Below are 18,518 nucleotides of genomic sequence, written 5' to 3' on the forward strand. Positions count from 1 at the left end.
TAAGGAGTGTATATACTAATGGATAATCGAATCATTTTATTTGGCCTTCATGAACTTGAAGGGGTCGGCTGGAAAACCATGCTTCAGCTCGTTAACCGGTTTCCAGACCTGCAAGTTTTGTTTGAGCTCTCCGCAGCGGAAATCTCGGCTCAAGGTATTCGTGCTTCTGTAGCTGAGCGAATTTCCTCCCGATTTACTCATGCCTTCATTGAGGAAAGACTTCAATTATATATGAAGCAATCCATTCAGATCCTAACGATACTGGATGAGGAGTACCCTCAGATATTGAAAGAAATTGCGCAGCCCCCTTGGGTTTTATATGTGAAAGGTAAATCAGCCATACTGAATGGACGACTCTTGGGAATGGTTGGTACCCGTACACCCACGCTGTATGGGAAAAAGATTGCAGAGGAATGGGCAGCGGCACTTTCACGTGCTGGATTCGGTATTGTGAGCGGGCTGGCTAGAGGAATTGACAGTAAAGCGCATATCGGCGCCTTACAAGGAAAGTCAAAGACGGTAGCAGTTCTTGGTTGCGCTATCAATCAGATCTATCCGCGTGAGAATGCTTTACTATTTCGAAATATTGAGCAAGAAGGAGTTATCATTTCTGAATACCCTATTGGTACAGGGATGAAGCCTGGTATGTTTCCGCAGCGAAACCGCATTATTGCGGGATTGTCGCTTGGCGTTACGGTTGTTGAAGCAGCTGAGGACAGCGGATCGTTGATAACGGTAGAGTTTGCTCTCGACGAGTCGCGGGATGTGTTCGCTATTCCGGGACCCATTCATTCGCGTGTAAGCAGCGGTGTTCATAGGCTTTTAAAGGATGGCGCTAAGTTAGTTACACGTGTGGAAGAGATTGTAGACGATTACAACTATATGATAAGTTCAGATGAAAAACGTGCTCTAAATAAGCCGTTGACATTATTTTCACTTTCGGAAGAGGAAGGCGAAATATTCCGTAAGTTGTCGAATGAACCCATTTCAATTGATGCCCTAATGGAGGACGGACAATTTACGTTTGGACATTTGCATGCAGTTCTGTTATCTTTACTATTGAAAAAGGCGATTAAACAGCTTCCAGGTTCTACCTACATCCAAGCATAGGCTATTCAAGAAGTTTTTCTTCTCGCCAATAGACTTAACCTTGAAATTAAGAGGGGAGGAAGGACGATCATGGCAGATTCATTAGTCATTGTTGAGTCACCAGCTAAAGCCAAAACCATCGGCAAGTATTTAGGCAGCAAATTTATCGTAAAAGCCTCGATGGGTCATATTCGCGACCTTCCGAAAAGCCAAATTGGCGTAGAAGTAGATCGTAACTTTGAGCCTAAATACATAACTATCCGTGGTAAAGGTTCTATATTAAAAGAATTAAAAGATGCTAGTAAAAAAGTGAAAAAAATATATCTGGCGGCTGACCCGGATCGTGAGGGTGAAGCGATTGCCTGGCATTTAGCGCATTATTTGGATGTTGGTTCAGATGAGCTTTGCCGAGTTGTATTTAATGAGATTACGAAGGATGCTGTGAAGGATGCTTTCAAAACGCCTCGCCGCATCAATCAGGATCTTGTTAATGCTCAACAGGCCAGACGAATATTGGATCGACTTGTAGGTTATAAAATAAGCCCTTTACTTTGGAAAAAAGTGAAGAAAGGTTTATCGGCAGGCCGAGTACAGTCCGTAGCGGTTAAACTGATTCAAGATCGAGAGAATGAGATCAAAGCCTTCGAGCCTGAAGAGTACTGGTCCATTACAGCGCTGTTGGATGCGGGAAAAACAGGATTCGAAGCGAAGTACCACAGCATAAACGGCGAGAAAAAGGAACTGCATTCGCAAGAGGATGTTAACGAAATTCTGGCCGCAATGGGCAACGGGAAGTTTACCGTGAAAGAAGTGAAAGAGAAAGAGCGCGGGCGTAACCCGTCTCCACCTTTCATTACAAGCTCCATGCAGCAAGAAGCGGCACGTAAATTAAACTTCCGGGCGTCTAAGACGATGTCTGTCGCGCAGCAATTATATGAAGGAATAGACTTGGGGAAAGAAGGTACAGTCGGTTTAATCACGTACATGCGTACGGATTCAACAAGGATTTCACCTGTCGCCCAAGAAGAAGCCAGAGAGTTTATTTTAACCAAATATGGTGCAGCGTTTTATCCGGAAACACCGCGTGTTTACACGAAAAAAAATGCAAATGCACAAGACGCGCATGAAGGAATCAGGCCTACCTCAGTGCTCCGCGAACCTGAACAATTGAAAGAATTCCTAAGCAGAGATCAATATCGTCTATACAAACTCGTATGGGATCGTTTTGTTGCCAGTCAAATGTCATCCGCCATCTTGGATACGATGACCATCGATTTGACCGCAGGTGACACGGTATTCCGGGCGAACGGCTCCAAAATGAAGTTTGCAGGTTTTATGAAGGTTTATGTTGAAAGCAATGATGATGGGACGACGGAAGAGGATAAATTGCTTCCGCCATTATCGAAAGGCGATGTTTTGGAGAAACAAAGCATTGACCCCAAACAACACTTTACTCAACCGCCTCCACGGTATACGGAAGCCCGTTTAGTGAGAGCCCTAGAGGAAATGGGCATTGGTCGACCAAGTACGTACGCACCGACGCTTGAGACGATTCAGAAGCGCGGTTACGTTGCGATCGAAGAGAAAAAATTCGTTCCTACCGAGTTAGGCGAACTAGTTATCCAATTGATGCAAGAGTTCTTTCCTGAAATTCTCGATATTGAGTTCACAGCGCATATGGAAGAGGAACTTGATTTTGTAGAAGAAGGCAAAGAGGATTGGGTAAGAGTCCTGGATACTTTCTATACTTCCTTTGAGAAACGGCTTGAATTTGCTGAAGAAGAAATGAAGGAAATTGAGATTCAGGATGAAGTGTCTGATGAGATTTGCGAGAAATGCGGCAGACACCTTGTCTATAAAATGGGACGCTTCGGCAAATTCCTGGCTTGTTCCGGATTCCCGGAATGCCGGAATACGAAGCCGATCATCAAAGATATCGGTGTCACATGCCCAAGCTGCCACGCAGGCAAGATAGTAGAGCGCAGAAGTAAGAAGGGCAGAGTATTCTATGGCTGTGATCAATATCCAACATGTGATTTTGTCTCATGGGATAAGCCGGTTAACAAGCCTTGTCCGGTTTGCAGCTCAATGATGATCGAGAAAAGAAGCAAGAACGGCCTTAGTATTCAATGTACGAATTGCGACCATAAAGAAGAAGTAAATGAAGATCAGAACGAAGATATGAAAGATTAGAGGTGTCCGATTTTGCCAGAATACCCAAGAGTAACAGTCATCGGTGCAGGACTCGCTGGAAGTGAAGCAGCTTGGCAGATTGCACGTCAAGGTGTGCCTGTTACTTTATACGAAATGCGTAATGTCCGTAAAACACCAGCTCACATTACAGATCAATTCGCTGAACTGGTGTGCAGCAACTCCCTTAGATCCAATGGCTTAACGAATGCAGTTGGCGTACTGAAAGAAGAGATGAGACGAATGGACTCCTTGATTCTCTCCTGCGCCGACAAGCACGCGGTACCGGCAGGTGGAGCCTTAGCCGTTGACCGTGATGGGTTCTCCCAAGCCGTTACCCAAACGTTACGGAACCATCCGCTCATTGAAGTTATCAACGAGGAAGTGCAGGTTTTGCCGGAAGGCATCACTGTAGTAGCCTCTGGTCCGTTAACTTCCCCAGATTTATCTGCCCAACTGAAGGAACTAATGGGTGAGGAATACTTGTACTTCTACGATGCGGCAGCACCGATTGTAGAGAAAGATTCCATTGATATGAATAAAGTTTACTTGGCTTCTCGTTACGACAAAGGCGAGGCAGCTTACCTCAATTGTCCGATGACGGAAGAGGAATTTAATGTTTTCTATGAAGCCTTAATTACGGCTGAGGTAGCAGAGCTTAAGGAATTTGAAAAAGAGATCTACTTCGAAGGATGTATGCCGTTAGAGGTCATGGCTAAGCGTGGTAAACAGACAGTGTTATTTGGGCCAATGAAGCCGGTTGGATTGATTAACCCGCACACCGGAAAACTGCCGCACGCCGTCGTACAGCTTCGCCAAGATAATGCCGCGGGAACCTTGTACAATTTGGTTGGATTCCAAACCCATTTGAAGTGGGGCGAGCAAAAACGAGTTCTGTCTTTGATTCCTGGTTTGGAAGAAGCGGAATTCGTCCGTTATGGCGTGATGCATCGTAACACATTTATTAATTCGCCGAAGCTTCTTGAACCGACGTACCAATACAAGCGTCGTGAGAATCTGTTTTTTGCAGGACAAATGACAGGCGTTGAAGGTTATGTGGAATCTGCTGCGTCCGGGTTAATCGCCGGGCTTAATGCCGGTCGATTGGCAAAGGCGCAACCATGCTTGGTGCTTCCAGAAGAAACAACATTAGGCAGCATGGCTCATTACATTACGACAGCTGACTTTAAACATTTTCAACCGATGAATGCCAATTTCGGATTACTTCCACAACTTCCGGAACGGATTCGGAACAAAAAAGAAAAGTACGAGAAGTTGGCTAACCGAGCAATTGAGAGTATTCAGAATTTTTCGAAAACAATTACTGAATAGGTTGTAATCACACTATTCACTGTGTTACTATAATTATGTTTTGAATTATTATTCATTCGTTTTCTCATACATTTACCTCTAGATGCGGTCTTAATTGTGAAATTGACCTCGCTAGAGGTTTATCTCTTTTTATTAGGTCGAAACCAAGTCAAGAATTTGTTTTTCCGGTGTATGATTCCATTAGAGGGGTGAGAAGAGATGGATGCCAGTCAGGCGCAATTCCATGCGACAACTATTTTTGCCATTCGTCATCAAGGTAAAGGTGCAATTGCCGGAGATGGCCAGGTTACATTTGGCAACAGTATGATTATGAAGAGCAGTGCCAAAAAGGTGAGGCGTTTACATAGAGGGAAAGTGATCGCAGGTTTTGCAGGATCAGTAGCTGATGCGATTACCCTTTTTGAGAAGTTTGAAGGCAAGCTCGAAGAACATCATGGTAATTTACAACGTGCTGCAGTCGAACTCACGAAGGATTGGCGTCAAGACCGCGTATTACGTCGATTAGAAGCAATGATGATTGTTATGGATGCTACCGGCTTATTGCTTCTCTCAGGCAATGGGGAGATTATTGAACCGGATGATGGCATTCTGGCGATTGGTTCTGGCGGAAGTTTCGCATTGGCGGCTGGTAGGGCACTACATCGTCATGCACCATCGCTAAGTGCCAAAGAGATTGCACATGCTGCTCTTACAACAGCTGCTGAAATTTGCGTGTTCACGAATCATAATATTATTGTCGAAGAAATCGAGTAAATCAGAATTGATTACGCACTTTTTTAGGAGGGTACCCGAATGGCAAACAGCTCCCTAACACCTAAACAAATTGTACAGGAATTAGATCGATACATTGTAGGTCAGAAGAAAGCGAAGAAATCGGTTGCTATTGCTTTGCGGAATCGTTATCGGAGAAATCTGGTGGATGAAGCCATGCGGGATGAGATTGTTCCCAAAAATATTCTGATGATTGGACCAACAGGTGTAGGTAAAACTGAGATTGCACGCAGACTGGCAAAATTGGTTGGAGCCCCTTTTATTAAAGTGGAGGCAACCAAATTTACAGAGGTAGGTTACGTTGGCCGTGACGTCGAATCGATGGTAAGGGATTTAATTGAAACCTCTATTCGTATGGTTAAATCGGAACGCATGGAAGCAGTCAAAGACCGCGCAGAGAAATTAGCGAATGAGCGAATTGTTTCTTTGCTGGCTCCAAGTCCTTCGCGCACCAAAACACAGCGTAATCCGTTTGAAATGTTGTTTGGGGGCCAAAATCAACCCGAACAGGAAGAGAGTGCGCCGGATCCAAATCTCTCATCGAAAAGGGCTCAAATCGCCGAACAATTGACTAGTGGTAAATTAGAGAACGAGATCGTAGAGATCGAAGTCGAAGACTCTTCACCTTCCATGCTGGATATGTTAGCAGGGCAAGGAAACGAGCAAGCCGGCATGAATATGCAGGAAATGTTTGGTAGCCTGATGCCGAAAAAGATGAAGAAACGCAAGCTTCCAGTGAAGGAAGCAAGAAAAGTTCTGACTCAAGAGGAAGCACAGAAATTGATTGACATGGACGATGTTATTCAAGAATCCATTCACCGCGCTGAGCAGTCGGGTATCATATTTATTGATGAAATCGACAAAGTAGCAAGCAGCTCCCGCGGCGGAAGTGGTCCGGATATTTCACGCGAAGGCGTACAGCGCGATATTCTCCCGATCGTAGAAGGTTCTACCGTCGTAACCAAATATGGACCTGTGAAAACCGATTATGTTTTATTTATTGGTGCTGGAGCTTTCCATATTGCAAAACCTTCGGATTTGATCCCAGAGCTTCAAGGGCGTTTTCCGATTCGGGTAGAACTGAGTGATTTAACGCTTGAAGACTTTGTTTCTATTCTACAAGAGCCCAAAAATGCGCTGACGAAACAGTACACGGCGTTGTTGCAAACAGAAGGTATAACAGTTGAATTTGCTGAGGAAGCTATTCATGAAATTGCTCGAATTGCGGTCGAGGTCAATCAGAATACGGAAAATATCGGAGCACGTCGCTTGCATACAATCTTGGAAAAATTGCTTGAGGATCTTTCCTTTGAAGCCCCTGAGCTTACATTGGAATCTTTCATCATCAATCCGGAATATGTGCGCGAAAAGCTGAGCGGTATTGTTCAGAATAGAGATTTGAGTCAATACATTTTATAATGAGCGATTGCAGGGTTACGTAAGTAGGAGGCAGTTACATGAGTTTATTAAACAAAACAAGAAGGCTAAATCGATTGCTGCAAAAGGAAGCAGGGAATGCGGTTAGCTTTATGGATATGGCTGAAGTTCTTCGTGATATTGTTATTGCGAATATATATGTCGTCAGTCGTAAAGGGAAGATTCTAGGTTATGCTACGACCAATGATCCTGTTTCATCTGAAATGAATCAGGCGATTTTGTTGGAACGCAGATTTCCGTCTGAATCCAATAATCTTCTATTGAAGATAGAGGAAACGACGTCGACGTCTGAACCAAGCAGCCCGTACTATTACTACACAGAACAAATGAAAGACATGTTCCCTTATACACACACGACGCTGGTTCCTATTATCGGTGGTGGTGATCGATTAGGGACATTAATCTTAAGTCGTAATGAAAGCCTGTTTATTGATGATGACTTAATATTAGCTGAATATGGTTCGACAGTAATCGCTATGGAGATATTGAGAGAAAGAGCGGAAGAGATCGAAGAAGAAGCAAGAAGTAAAGCTGTCGTTCAAGTGGCAATAGGCTCTTTATCCTTTAGCGAAATGGAAGCTGTAGAGCATATTTTCGAGGAATTGGATGGCAAAGAAGGGCTTTTGGTCGCGAGTAAAATCGCTGATCGCGTTGGAATTACGCGTTCTGTTATCGTGAATGCACTTCGTAAGCTGGAAAGTGCCGGAGTTATAGAGACACGCTCGCTTGGTATGAAGGGCACTTATATCCGAATCTTAAATGAACAATTAATACAAAGCATCGAACAGATAAAAACAAAACTATAGCTTGGCACGATTGAAAAGCCCTGTCTGCTAAAAAAGATAGGGCTTTTTTCTTATTGTAACTTAAGCGAATATCTTAGATGATTAGGAAGGTAATAAACTTACAAAATTCTACAACAGGAAACTTTTTCTAATTATTTTGTGAAAATAATGTCGAAATAAGAAGGAATACATACTTTCTGTGTGGAAGTATAGTGTCGAATACTCTATTGAAAGGGGGTAACGTGCATGTCTTTGTTGGACAAACCCAGTTGGAACTTGATGGAGCGTTCGCTTGATGCTTCGACTCTCAGACAAAAAGTGGTAGCGAACAACGTTGCCAATGTGGACACACCTTACTTTAAGCGTTCAGACGTATTGTTTGAAGAGTTATTGCAAGGTGAAATGAATTCATCAACGCCCTCTATAGAAGGTTATCGGACAAACCCTAAGCATTTCTTTATAGGCAAATCGACAAATTTACCGAATTCAGAAATTAAAACCGATGAATCGACAGCGATTAACAACAACATGAACAATGTCGATATGGACTATGAAATGTCTTTAATGGCTAAAAACCAACTGAAATACAATACAATGATTCAGCAAATGAACAGTGAGTTTAAAAAAATGCGCACAGTATTAGGGGGGAAGTAATAACAAATGAGGCTTACTAACGGATTTGACATCAGCTCATCAGCACTGACTGCGCAACGTTTGAGAATGGATGTCGTCTCATCAAATATTGCTAATGCGGATACAACACGTGCTAAGTTTGTAGACGGGAAATGGGTACCCTACACGAGAAAGTTAGTTGCATTTGAAACAAAATCACAACCGAGCTTCGCACAGTCTTTGCAATCGGCTATGGCAGATGGAACAGGCGAAGGAGTACGAGTTAACAAAATCTTCGAGGATCAGTCGCCGCTCAAACAAGTATATAACCCTACACATCCTGATGCAGATGCAAATGGATTTGTTTACATGCCCAATGTTGATGTGCTTAAAGAGATGGTTGATATGATTTCAGCCACAAGATCTTATGAAGCTAACGTTACCGCGCTTAATGCAAGTAAATCAATGATTACAAAGGCATTAGAGATCGGTAGATAATTAATCGGGAGGTTGCAGCATGATTGACAAAATCAGCTATAGTCCAATAAATATTATGAGCTCGGTTCAACCCAAAGACAACTCTGGTGAAGGTGCTGCTGACCTTGGGAAACAATTCGGCTCATTTCTGAATGATGCGATGACGAATTTAAATGCCCAACAACAACAAGTTGATCAGTTGAATCAAAGTTTCATTAAAGGAGAGCTTTCAGACGTTCATCAGCTCACGATTGCTTCCGAGAAAGCATCGTTAGGTCTGGAACTTACGGTGCAAGTTAGAAATAAAGTCCTTGAAGCTTACCAAGAAATGATGAGAATGCAGCTGTAATTAACCAAATGCTGCTAAAACTTTGGTTCGATGGGGTGACGGAGTGAACGAGAATCTCCTCCAGTACTGGGAAAAAGTAAAACAGTATTGGAATCGATATAGTAGAACAACAAAAATAACATTTATCGCAACGGTTGCCCTTTTGATTCTTACGGCCGCAATTATCAGTGTTAATTTATCTAAGACGGAATATTCCTTAGCATTTACCGAACTTCAGCCAAGCGACGCGGCTGCGATCAAAGGTTACCTAGATACAGCTAAAATTCCATACAAACTTAGTGCTGATGGTAAAAGCATCGAAGTACCTACAAATGAAGTAGCGAATGTGAAACTCGGTGTAGAGTCACAAGGTTTAAACAAAAATGGTTCTCTAGGATTCGGTGCTTTTAGCAACAGTAGTTCATTTGGTATCACAGATAACGAGTTTAAAGTGAAATACTTAAATGCGATTCAAGGTGAGTTGCAGCAGCTTATTAACTCGAATCAAGCCATATCGGGTTCGAAGGTTCTTATTTCACTTCCTGAGGATGGACCTTTCTTGCAACAGCAGGAAGAGAAAGCAACAGCATCAGTTGTTCTTCAAATGAAACAAGGTTACACACTAGATCAAGGCAAAATCGATACGATCTATAACTTGGTTTCACACAGTATAAAAAATCTTCCTGTTGAGAATATCACGATCTCAGATCAGTATGGGCAAAGCTTAGTTTCTTCCAAATCAGGTGGCCAGTCCTCCTCGAGCTTAGTGACAAGCCAGTCCGATATTAACGATAAGTTTCAAAAAGATCTGCAGAAAAATATTATGAACATGCTAGGAACGATGTTTGGTCGCGATAAAGTAAATGTCAGTGTTTTCTCTACCATGAACTTTGATCAGAAGAAGAGTAAAGAACAGCTCGTCTCTGCACCAAATCAAGTGGATCAAAAAGGACTGGAAATTTCCCTGCAAGAAGCAACCGAGTCTTATCAAAATAACGGTGCAGATACAGGCGGTGTTCCTGGTACTGGTACGACGGATGTGCCCGGTTACCCAGGGGCATCAAATTCCGGTAAATCGAACAGCGAGAAAAACTCGAAGACTGTAAATTACGAAGTGAATCGGATTACGAATGACATCGTGGCTACACCGTATGTAGTGAAAGATTTGAGCATTAATGTCGGAATTGAACCGCCGGTTAAAGATGATCCGACTTCTTTGACTGCAGAGACTAAAACTGCTGTGCAAACCGCTTTGGTAAATATTGTGAGGACTGCACTGGCAGATAATAAGGTTACATATACTGACGATGAATTGCAGAAAAAAGTTACAGTTCTTGCTCATACTTTTGCACGGCCAGCAGATACATTTGCTTCGAAAACAACAACGTACTTAACTTATGCTGGATTGGCTCTAGCGGCGCTAGCGATTGGTGCGATTGCTGGTTTTGCAATTAGAAAACGTAGAAAAGCTGCACAACAATTAATGGAACAAGATCTGAACATTGCAGCGAATAAAGCGGAACTTCCAACGATTGATATTGAAAATGTAACTAATGACAATCAAGTGCGTAAGCAGTTAGAAACTCTTGCGAAAAAGCGGCCAGAAGACTTTGTCAATCTGCTTCGGACTTGGTTAGTAGACGAATAGAGGTGCACTTGTATGGCCAAAGCTGCTGTAAACGGGTTAACCGGACGACAAAAGGCAGCCATTCTTTTGATCAGTTTAGGCCCTGAGGTGTCTGCTCAAATATTTAAACATTTACGAGAAGAAGAGATTGAGCAGCTAACACTGGAAATTGCAAATGTAAGGAAAGTAGATTCTTTTGAAAAAGAAGCGATTCTCTCTGAGTTTCATCAGATCTGTCTTGCCCAAGAATTCATTTCACAAGGAGGTATTGCTTACGCTAAGGATATCTTGGAGAAAGCGCTTGGTTCTCAGAAAGCACTCGATATCATTAACCGTCTGACAGCCACCTTACAGGTGAGACCTTTTGACTTTGCCAGAAAAGCGGATCCTGCTCAAATTCTTAACTTTATTCAAAATGAAAATTCACAAACCATTGCGCTAGTTTTGTCCTATTTGCAAGCGGATCAAGCGTCTATCATCTTGTCCTCGTTGCCGCAAGAAAAACAAGCCGATGTTGCAAAACGTATTGCCTTGATGGACAGCACTTCTCCAGAAGTGATCAGTCAGGTAGAGCGTGTACTGGAACAAAAACTTTCGTCTACTGTTACACAGGATTACACAAATGCTGGAGGCATTGCATCTATCGTTCAGATTTTGAATGGTGTTGATAGGGGGACGGAGCGTACCATCCTTGATTCTCTGGAAATTCAAGATCCTGAACTGGCCGAAGAAATCAAGAAACGGATGTTTGTCTTCGAAGATATCGTTAATATTGATAATCGCTCTATACAGCGAATTATTCGTGATATTGAAAATGCTGATTTACAACTTGCGCTCAAAGTTGCGAGTGAAGAAGTGCGTGATGTTCTATTCAAAAACATGTCCAAACGGATGGCAGAGACGTTTAAAGAAGAAATGGAATTTATGGGTCCTGTTCGTTTGCGTGACGTTGAAGAAGCACAAACGAGAATTGTTGCTACAATCCGCCGCCTAGAGGAATCGGGTGAAATCATCATTGCACGTGGTGGAGGAGACGATATTATTGTCTAATATCATTAAATCATTTGCTTATTATGCTGTAGATGATAAGAAATTGGTTGAAACGATCTCGCCATTTCACTTGAATGGAGATCTTGATGCGGGTAATCAGCTAACTCCCGAACAACAGCAGGAAATAACGGAAGCGACGAATTTGAAAGATCAAATTCTTCAAGATGCTGAAGCTTTTGCCAATGAGCAGATTCACCAGGCTATGCAGGAATGCACAGCGCTCCGTGAACAAACGCAAGAAGAAATTAATGCTTGGTGGCAAACACGTCGTGCAGAAGATGAAGAGCATGTCACTTTATCCAGGCAGGCTGGTTTTGAAGAAGGCTACCAACAAGGAATTGCTCAAGCTGAAGAAGCGCTTAGACAGGAATACAGTGAAATGCTAACGGAAGCACAAAGTATTCTGGAGCAATCCTACAAACTTAAACAGCAGATCATTCAGGAATCTGAGCCATTCCTAATCGAACTAAGCACATCCATAGCAGAGAAAATCATTGGCAAACAGCTAACCTTAAATCCGGAATGGGTTGTTGAGTTAATTCAAACCGTTCTGTCGCGCAGACGCGAAAAAGGGATCATTGCTTTATGCGTATCTCCTTCACAATTCGCTTACATTCAGGATGCGCGTGAAGAGTTGCTAACTTCTATTGATTCACAGGCTGAATTGCAAATTATACCTGACTCTACGGTGCAAGATCGTGGATGTGTGATTCGTTCTTCATTTGGAAGTATTGATGCACGCATCGATACGCAGCTGAAAGAAATTAAATCAGCTCTGCAACAGTTGGCCACTCAAAGTGAGGGTACAGGATCATGAGCAGCGCGCTACCAAAAGTAGATAAATACAAAGAACATTTGCATGCCATCGACCCTATTCGTGTTAATGGAAAAGTAACACAGGTGATTGGATTGACGGTTGAGTCGGAAGGTCCGGATGTGAGCATTGGCGACCTCTGCTATATTTACCCGCATAAATCCAATAAGCCATTGAAGGCGGAAGTCGTTGGTTTTCGCAGCAATAAAGTCGTGTTGATGCCACTAGGCGATTTGGACTCTATTGGACCTGGTTGCGATGTTGTTGGTACAGGAAAACCACTTACTGTTCAAGTAGGCCATGAACTTCTTGGTAAAGTGCTGGACGGATTAGGACAACCATTGGATGGTTCGTTCTTGCCTTCAAGAATGGCTCAATATTCTACGAATAATGCGCCGGGCAACCCGCTAACGAGGCCGAGAGTGTTGAATCCAATATCTGTAGGAGTTCGATGCATTGATGGATTATTGACTATTGGCAAAGGTCAGCGCGTTGGTATTTTTGCAGGGTCTGGTGTTGGTAAAAGTACGCTGATGGGAATGATTGCCCGTAATACAGCTGCAGATGTTAACGTCATTGCACTTATCGGTGAGCGGGGCAGAGAGGTCTTGGATTTTATCGAAAGAGATCTAGGTCCCGAAGGGCTAGCAAGATCAGTCGTTATCGTTGCAACATCTGATCAGCCTGCGCTTATACGTATCAAAGGAGCAATGATAGCAACAAGCATCGCTGAGTATTTTCGTGATCGTGGTCTAAATGTCATGATGATGATGGACTCCGTCACTCGCTTTGCAATGGCACAGCGTGAAGTTGGCCTTGCTGTAGGGGAACCTCCGGCAACGCGAGGCTATACGCCTTCGGTTTTTGCGATGCTGCCACGGTTACTTGAGCGATCTGGTACCGGGCCGAAAGGATCCATTACTGCCTTTTATACAGTGCTAGTAGACGGTGATGATATGAACGAGCCAATTGCTGATGCGGTCCGAGGGATCCTCGACGGTCATATTGTTCTAAACCGCAGCATTGCCAATAAGGGTCATTACCCTGCTATTGACGTTCTGTCCAGCGTAAGCCGTGTAATGAAAGAAATCGTGCCTTCTGAACATATGGAAGCTGCTGATCACTTAAAGCGACTTCTCTCTATATATAAAGATTCGGAAGACCTAATCAATATCGGGGCGTACCAAAAAGGTTCTAATCCAAATATTGATGTTGCCATGGATCATATTGAAGCCATATGGGATTTCATCAAGCAAAAAACGAGTGAAAAACTGACCTATGAAGAAGCTCAAGAACGATTGATTCACGAATTTTATAAGGGATGAGGGTCCTAAATGCAATTTCGTTATTCTTTCCAGCAAATTGTCGATTTAAAAAACAATGAACGAACACAGGCGGAATGGATTTTATCTGAGGCAATGGGCCAATTACGGAACGAAGAAACGAATTTACATGGATTATTTGAAGAAAAAGAGAACTTGCATCAGGAAATGGTGAAAGCCTCTTGCAATTCAGTATCTATTTCAAAGATGCTCATGCTCCAATCTTATATGAACCATGTTGATCAGCAAATTGCGCGTAAACATCAGGATGTTCAACAAGCTAAGCGTGTCGTACTCAAAAAGCAGGAACATCTATCGGAAAGAATGATCGATGAGAAGGTGTGGTCGAAAGCTAGGGAAAAGGCATTCGGCCAATTTCAATCCTTTGTTGCCAAAAAAGAGCAGGACGCTCTGGATGAAATGGCTACAAACCGGTTCAAACGACTCTCGTATTGAGGAAGGTAAAGGAGGAACAAGGAGATGGCCGATACAAGCATGGAAGGTGCATCTTATAGTGCGCTGGAGCGGTTTCTGATATGGTTTGTCATCCCCTTTGTGTTTACGGCTGTCTTGCTTTTCGTATTACTGTCGATCTTTGATTATGATATCAAGAGCAGTATTCAGAAAGCGTTGCATAACACTCCGGTGATTGGAGCAATTGTTCCTGCGCCCAAAGAAAAAAGTGTTGTAAGCGGAACTGGTAAAGAGACAACTCCTGAACAAAGCATCAAAACCAAGGATGATGAGATTACGAAGTTGAATGCCAAATTGGCTGAACTTCAGTCCGCTTTGCAGAAAGCTGAATCAACAACGGAGACGAAGGATCAATCACTCAAAGATGCAAGCGCAAAGATAACGGAACTGGAAGAAAAGCTGAAAGACAAGACGCAAACAGAAGAAGAGTACACGAATCAAATCACACAGCTTGCCAATATGTATGCAAAAATGACACCGAGCAAGGCGGCTCCAATCATTGAAGCACTTACACCTAAAGAAATGGTGCTGATCTTCTCCATGATGAAAGCGGACAGCCGCGGAGCGATCCTGGAGAAAATGGATGCAACGAAAGCAGCAGAAGCTTCCATGGGACTTAAAGACGTTACACCTGTAAGGGATAAAGAGATTGCCGCTTTACAAGAAAGATTAGCAACGAATGGAGCAAGCACAGCAAAAGCGACGACATCTGTCAGCAAGTCGGATTTAGGTCAGACATTTGCTAACATGACTCCCAAAAGTGCTTCAAACGTGCTAATTGAAATGAATAAATCAAATCCCGACAAAGTATTGGCCATCCTGAGTGGCATGGATAATGCTTCCCGTTCCAAAGTGATGTCGGCGTTGTCCGATGCGAATAAAGAAATCGCTGCTGCAATTTCAGCTAAGCTTGTTCAGTAACCGACGTTGAACTTAGGAGGGAGGTGAATAAATAAGATGGATGTACAAATACAGACAACACCTACTGCAAACTCTGCTTCAACTTCGACGAATAAGGCTGGAGCAACAGGGACTACTTCTAAGGACGGTTTTAATCAAGTTTTGGACGGTCAATTGTCTCAAGATAGCACGGCAAAGACTGAGGCGAACCCAACTGACACAGCACTTTCTCTGAACATGCTGTTGCAAATGCTTCAGAGTCTGGTAGCACCTCTGCAAGGGACTGCTGTGCAGGATGCAAAAACAGAAGATCAGCCACTTTCTGAAGTCGTTTTGGAGGCTATGAACAGTAATCCAGCGCTTGCTGAGCAATTATTGCAGGATCCAAAGGTTCAGCAATGGTTTGAAGAAGCTGAGCAACTTCTACAAACGCTAAGTGGAGCTCAATCAACTCCATTGGTTACTCTTCCAAGTACGCTAAAGCTTCAAGCAACTGAAGTTTCAAGCCTGCAAGCTCAAAATACGCTGCTAGCATTAGCTTCCCTGTCAAAGCAGCAGCCTGACAATCCGATTGTGAAGTTTCTGAATCAAGATCTACAAAACGTCATTCAACCACTATTACCAGAATTGGTGGCGAACTTGAAGGGACAAACTTCAGAGGCTGCTAGTACAGAGAACGCTGCTGAAGCAATGGAAGGTTTGTTGCATCCAGGTAAGAAGGAAGTCACTTCTACTGATAAGCCAAATCATCACAAGTTTAGTAGCAAGAAAACATCAGATCAGAACGTTGATATGACAAACTCGGTGACGATTGCACAACCAGCAAAGTCAAAATTAGAGCTTCTTGCTCTGAAAAGTGGTTTCTTAACCGCGCAGGTGGATGCATCTTCTACATCGGGAGATACGCTGCCTAATCTCGTAGATCTGCCAACTGAACCTGAAACGACTACTAGCTCAGTGGTTACGATCGGTGATTTGCAGAGAACGCAACAGTCACAGACCATTGTTGACAAGACCGTAGTTCCAACGATGAATGCGGCTAATTTCGCTGAAGAAATGACGGAGCATGTTCTTAAGAACATGAAAATAACACTCGCAGACGGTTTCTCCGAAGCTAAGTTATCGTTGTTTCCAAAAAATCTGGGGCACATTGATGTGAAAATATCGATGCATGATGGCCAGCTAATTGCACAGTTTGCTGCGGAATCCGCAGCAGCTAAGCAGATGCTGGAAAATCAGCTGCCGCAGTTGAGACAAGCTCTTCTAACGCAAGGTTTGCAAGTAGAAAAGCTTGAAGTTACGCAAAGCCCAAATATGCAATCCAGCATGTTCCAGGAACATCGTCAGCAGCAAGCTTTTGGCCAATCTCAACGTCAAAATAAGAACAATTCTGGCGGTTTTGAGGTTGAATCCCTTGATTTTGAGCAAGAGATTGATGCTAACGTGCAAGTTAAACCGGCAATACATGGTAATTCCTTTGATGTAACTGCCTAAATGTGAGTCCATTTAATGCAGTTGGAGGTGAAAGTATGGATACAAACCCCGTCGTAGGCAACGTTACAGATTTAATCAATACTGGGAAAAATGCGAAAACGAAAGAAAAAGATAACAACACGTTAGGTAAAGACGATTTTCTTAAAATCTTAATTACCCAACTTCAGAATCAAGACCCAACACAACCATTACAAGATAAAGAGTTCATTGCCCAGATGGCACAGTTCACTTCCGTTGAGCAATTGACCAATATGGCTGGTGAGATGAAACTGATGCGTCAATCATTAGGTTTTGTTTCTGGGTTGATTGGGAAATCGATCACTTGGGATGATACGGACTCCACCGGAGCGACTGTTGAAAAGTCGGGCGTTGTTGATTCCATCACGTTCAAGGACGGCAATCAATTTGCCAATGTGAAGGGAGTGGAAATTTCTCTGGATAAACTCAAGAAAATTGAGGATACCGGAGAAACCAAATGACAGAGAGAATATCCATAGGGCAGCTTTATCCTAATGCGGTTTCTCCTGCGTCTACGAGACGAACAACTTTACAGCAACCGGTATCCACATCTGCATCTGGGAATCCTACATTTCAAAAACTACTTCAGGAGCAATTTGTTCGTTTCAGTCATCATGCAGAAGTTAGACTGAAAGAGCGAGGCATTCAACTGAAGCCGGAGCAACTGGATAGTCTTAGCAAAGCGATTGATAAGGTAGCAGCAAAAGGCGCTAAGGATGCACTGATGGTTTTAGGCGGAAATGCATTGATTGTCAATGTTCCTAACCGAACTGTTGTTACGGCGCTTGACGGGAACGCGATGAATGAACATGTTTTTACACAGATAGACAGTGCAATTATTATATCTACATAAACGGGCTCGACCGCGCAGGAAGCCTGGAGCTGTGGAGCGAAGGAAGCAGCTCATGATTCACGTTATTTTAATCCGATTAGGAGGCTAGTAAGATGTTAAGATCTTTATACTCTGGTGTTTCAGGTATGCGTGGTTTTCAAACGAAATTAGATGTTATCGGTAATAATATCGCAAATGTAAACACCATCGGATTTAAAGGAAGCCGTGTTATGTTTAAAGACATTCTTAGCCAAACTATTTCTGGCGTTAGTGCTGCTGATGAGAACCGTGGCGGCGTGAATGCTCAGCAAGTTGGATTAGGTGTAAGCGTGGCTTCAATAGACACCGTACATACACCTGGCAGTGCCATGACAACGAACGTTCCTACGGATTTACGCATTAATGGTGATGGATTTTTTGCAGTAGGAACTACAGATCAAACAGATGCTCCATATTTGACGAGATCCGGCAACTTTACATTAGACCCAACTAGAAACTTGGTGAATGCTGAGGGCCTTCATGTCATGGGAGCTGATGGCGCTGGTCCGATCGTGATTCCGGATAATATCGTATCGTTCTCAATCTCTCAAAACGGCGATATTATCGGTGTTGACACGACAGGTGCAACGGTTGCAACTGGCCAAAAAATTGGCGTCATCAAAGTTGTTAACCCATCTGGTCTTGAGAAAATTGGCGGCAATCTGTATCGGATGACAGCGAATGCTAATCCGGAAGGTGCGATTGAGGTTGGGGCTCCTGGTAACACAGAAACGGGAACAGGAACACTGATTTCTGGGCAACTAGAAATGTCCAACGTTGATTTGACTGGGGAGTTCACTGAGATGATTATCGCTCAACGTGGATTCCAAGCAAACTCCCGTATTATCACAACTTCGGATGAAGTGCTTCAAGAGGTCGTAAATCTTAAACGTTAATTTTCATTGAAATGACAGAGGGGAGCTAGTC

Annotated in this window: 19 protein-coding genes; all 19 read left to right on the forward strand. The window is 43.2% G+C overall.

Going from position 1 to position 18,518, the window contains the following annotated elements:
* Positions 1-18: 18 nt before the first annotated feature.
* The 19 genes from dprA (at position 19) to flgG (ending at position 18,487) form a co-directional block, all read left to right on the forward strand.
* Positions 19-1,110, forward strand: a complete 1,092-nt coding sequence (dprA, locus tag ACUN27_RS15360) for a DNA-processing protein DprA (RefSeq protein ID WP_315951110.1) — start codon at positions 19-21, stop codon at positions 1,108-1,110.
* A 69-nt stretch (positions 1,111-1,179) separates the two neighbouring features.
* Positions 1,180-3,282, forward strand: coding sequence for a type I DNA topoisomerase (gene topA / locus ACUN27_RS15365; protein ID WP_315951108.1), 2,103 nt, complete (start codon positions 1,180-1,182; stop codon positions 3,280-3,282).
* A 12-nt stretch (positions 3,283-3,294) separates the two neighbouring features.
* Entirely contained in the window at positions 3,295-4,611 is a 1,317-nt protein-coding gene (trmFO, locus tag ACUN27_RS15370; RefSeq protein WP_445559159.1) for an FADH(2)-oxidizing methylenetetrahydrofolate--tRNA-(uracil(54)-C(5))-methyltransferase TrmFO, read from the forward strand.
* A 198-nt stretch (positions 4,612-4,809) separates the two neighbouring features.
* Entirely contained in the window at positions 4,810-5,364 is a 555-nt protein-coding gene (gene hslV / locus ACUN27_RS15375) for an ATP-dependent protease subunit HslV (RefSeq protein WP_127451100.1), read from the forward strand.
* 39 nt (positions 5,365-5,403) lie between these two features.
* Entirely contained in the window at positions 5,404-6,801 is a 1,398-nt protein-coding gene (gene hslU, locus ACUN27_RS15380) for an ATP-dependent protease ATPase subunit HslU (RefSeq protein WP_315951104.1), read from the forward strand.
* 38 nt (positions 6,802-6,839) lie between these two features.
* The gene (gene codY, locus ACUN27_RS15385; RefSeq protein WP_127451096.1) at positions 6,840-7,625 is read left to right on the forward strand and encodes a GTP-sensing pleiotropic transcriptional regulator CodY; all 786 of its coding nucleotides are present in this window, start codon (positions 6,840-6,842) and stop codon (positions 7,623-7,625) included.
* A 225-nt stretch (positions 7,626-7,850) separates the two neighbouring features.
* Complete coding sequence (gene flgB / locus ACUN27_RS15390) at positions 7,851-8,258, forward strand: flagellar basal body rod protein FlgB (protein ID WP_127451094.1); 408 nt, start codon at positions 7,851-7,853, stop codon at positions 8,256-8,258.
* Positions 8,259-8,264: 6 nt separating this feature from the next.
* A complete protein-coding gene (gene flgC / locus ACUN27_RS15395) occupies positions 8,265-8,714 on the forward strand; it encodes a flagellar basal body rod protein FlgC (RefSeq protein ID WP_127451092.1) in 450 nt (149 codons plus the stop codon).
* Positions 8,715-8,733: 19 nt separating this feature from the next.
* On the forward strand, positions 8,734-9,042 hold the full coding sequence (gene fliE / locus ACUN27_RS15400; RefSeq protein WP_315951100.1) for a flagellar hook-basal body complex protein FliE: 309 nt from the start codon (positions 8,734-8,736) through the stop codon (positions 9,040-9,042).
* 43 nt (positions 9,043-9,085) lie between these two features.
* Positions 9,086-10,669, forward strand: a complete 1,584-nt coding sequence (gene fliF, locus ACUN27_RS15405; RefSeq protein ID WP_315951098.1) for a flagellar basal-body MS-ring/collar protein FliF — start codon at positions 9,086-9,088, stop codon at positions 10,667-10,669.
* Positions 10,670-10,681: 12 nt separating this feature from the next.
* The gene (fliG, locus tag ACUN27_RS15410; RefSeq protein ID WP_127451086.1) at positions 10,682-11,698 is read left to right on the forward strand and encodes a flagellar motor switch protein FliG; all 1,017 of its coding nucleotides are present in this window, start codon (positions 10,682-10,684) and stop codon (positions 11,696-11,698) included.
* The gene (locus ACUN27_RS15415; RefSeq protein ID WP_315951095.1) at positions 11,691-12,515 is read left to right on the forward strand and encodes a FliH/SctL family protein; all 825 of its coding nucleotides are present in this window, start codon (positions 11,691-11,693) and stop codon (positions 12,513-12,515) included. Before fliG ends, ACUN27_RS15415 begins: the two co-directional genes overlap by 8 nt.
* Positions 12,512-13,837, forward strand: coding sequence for a flagellar protein export ATPase FliI (gene fliI / locus ACUN27_RS15420; protein ID WP_445559160.1), 1,326 nt, complete (start codon positions 12,512-12,514; stop codon positions 13,835-13,837). The genes ACUN27_RS15415 and fliI overlap by 4 nt, the downstream gene beginning before the upstream one ends.
* Positions 13,838-13,846: 9 nt before the next feature.
* Entirely contained in the window at positions 13,847-14,290 is a 444-nt protein-coding gene (gene fliJ / locus ACUN27_RS15425; protein ID WP_315951093.1) for a flagellar export protein FliJ, read from the forward strand.
* Between the two features lie 24 nt (positions 14,291-14,314).
* Positions 14,315-15,229, forward strand: a complete 915-nt coding sequence (locus ACUN27_RS15430) for a MotE family protein (RefSeq protein WP_315951092.1) — start codon at positions 14,315-14,317, stop codon at positions 15,227-15,229.
* A 36-nt stretch (positions 15,230-15,265) separates the two neighbouring features.
* Positions 15,266-16,702 carry a flagellar hook-length control protein FliK gene (locus tag ACUN27_RS15435; RefSeq protein ID WP_445559161.1) on the forward strand — a complete coding sequence of 479 codons (1,437 nt, stop codon included), beginning with the start codon at positions 15,266-15,268 and terminating at the stop codon, positions 16,700-16,702.
* 35 nt (positions 16,703-16,737) lie between these two features.
* A complete protein-coding gene (locus ACUN27_RS15440) occupies positions 16,738-17,181 on the forward strand; it encodes a flagellar hook capping FlgD N-terminal domain-containing protein (RefSeq protein ID WP_315951089.1) in 444 nt (147 codons plus the stop codon).
* A complete protein-coding gene (locus tag ACUN27_RS15445; protein ID WP_315951087.1) occupies positions 17,178-17,573 on the forward strand; it encodes a TIGR02530 family flagellar biosynthesis protein in 396 nt (131 codons plus the stop codon). Before ACUN27_RS15440 ends, ACUN27_RS15445 begins: the two co-directional genes overlap by 4 nt.
* 92 nt (positions 17,574-17,665) lie before the next feature.
* Positions 17,666-18,487 (forward strand): flagellar basal body rod protein FlgG, encoded by an 822-nt coding sequence (flgG, locus tag ACUN27_RS15450; RefSeq protein WP_315951085.1) that lies wholly within the window; start codon positions 17,666-17,668, stop codon positions 18,485-18,487.
* Positions 18,488-18,518: the final 31 nt, after the last annotated feature.

Source organism: Paenibacillus sp. WC2504 (genome assembly GCF_052682475.1).

Coding starts and splice junctions, on each gene's coding strand:
- dprA (WP_315951110.1), top strand. CDS start 19: ATGGATAATCGAATCATTTTATTTGGCCTTCATGAACTTGAAGGGGTC.
- topA (WP_315951108.1), top strand. CDS start 1,180: ATGGCAGATTCATTAGTCATTGTTGAGTCACCAGCTAAAGCCAAAACC.
- hslV (WP_127451100.1), top strand. CDS start 4,810: ATGGATGCCAGTCAGGCGCAATTCCATGCGACAACTATTTTTGCCATT.
- hslU (WP_315951104.1), top strand. CDS start 5,404: ATGGCAAACAGCTCCCTAACACCTAAACAAATTGTACAGGAATTAGAT.
- codY (WP_127451096.1), top strand. CDS start 6,840: ATGAGTTTATTAAACAAAACAAGAAGGCTAAATCGATTGCTGCAAAAG.
- flgB (WP_127451094.1), top strand. CDS start 7,851: ATGTCTTTGTTGGACAAACCCAGTTGGAACTTGATGGAGCGTTCGCTT.
- flgC (WP_127451092.1), top strand. CDS start 8,265: ATGAGGCTTACTAACGGATTTGACATCAGCTCATCAGCACTGACTGCG.
- fliE (WP_315951100.1), top strand. CDS start 8,734: ATGATTGACAAAATCAGCTATAGTCCAATAAATATTATGAGCTCGGTT.
- fliG (WP_127451086.1), top strand. CDS start 10,682: ATGGCCAAAGCTGCTGTAAACGGGTTAACCGGACGACAAAAGGCAGCC.
- fliI (WP_445559160.1), top strand. CDS start 12,512: ATGAGCAGCGCGCTACCAAAAGTAGATAAATACAAAGAACATTTGCAT.
- fliJ (WP_315951093.1), top strand. CDS start 13,847: ATGCAATTTCGTTATTCTTTCCAGCAAATTGTCGATTTAAAAAACAAT.
- ACUN27_RS15430 (WP_315951092.1), top strand. CDS start 14,315: ATGGCCGATACAAGCATGGAAGGTGCATCTTATAGTGCGCTGGAGCGG.
- ACUN27_RS15435 (WP_445559161.1), top strand. CDS start 15,266: ATGGATGTACAAATACAGACAACACCTACTGCAAACTCTGCTTCAACT.
- ACUN27_RS15440 (WP_315951089.1), top strand. CDS start 16,738: ATGGATACAAACCCCGTCGTAGGCAACGTTACAGATTTAATCAATACT.
- ACUN27_RS15445 (WP_315951087.1), top strand. CDS start 17,178: ATGACAGAGAGAATATCCATAGGGCAGCTTTATCCTAATGCGGTTTCT.
- flgG (WP_315951085.1), top strand. CDS start 17,666: ATGTTAAGATCTTTATACTCTGGTGTTTCAGGTATGCGTGGTTTTCAA.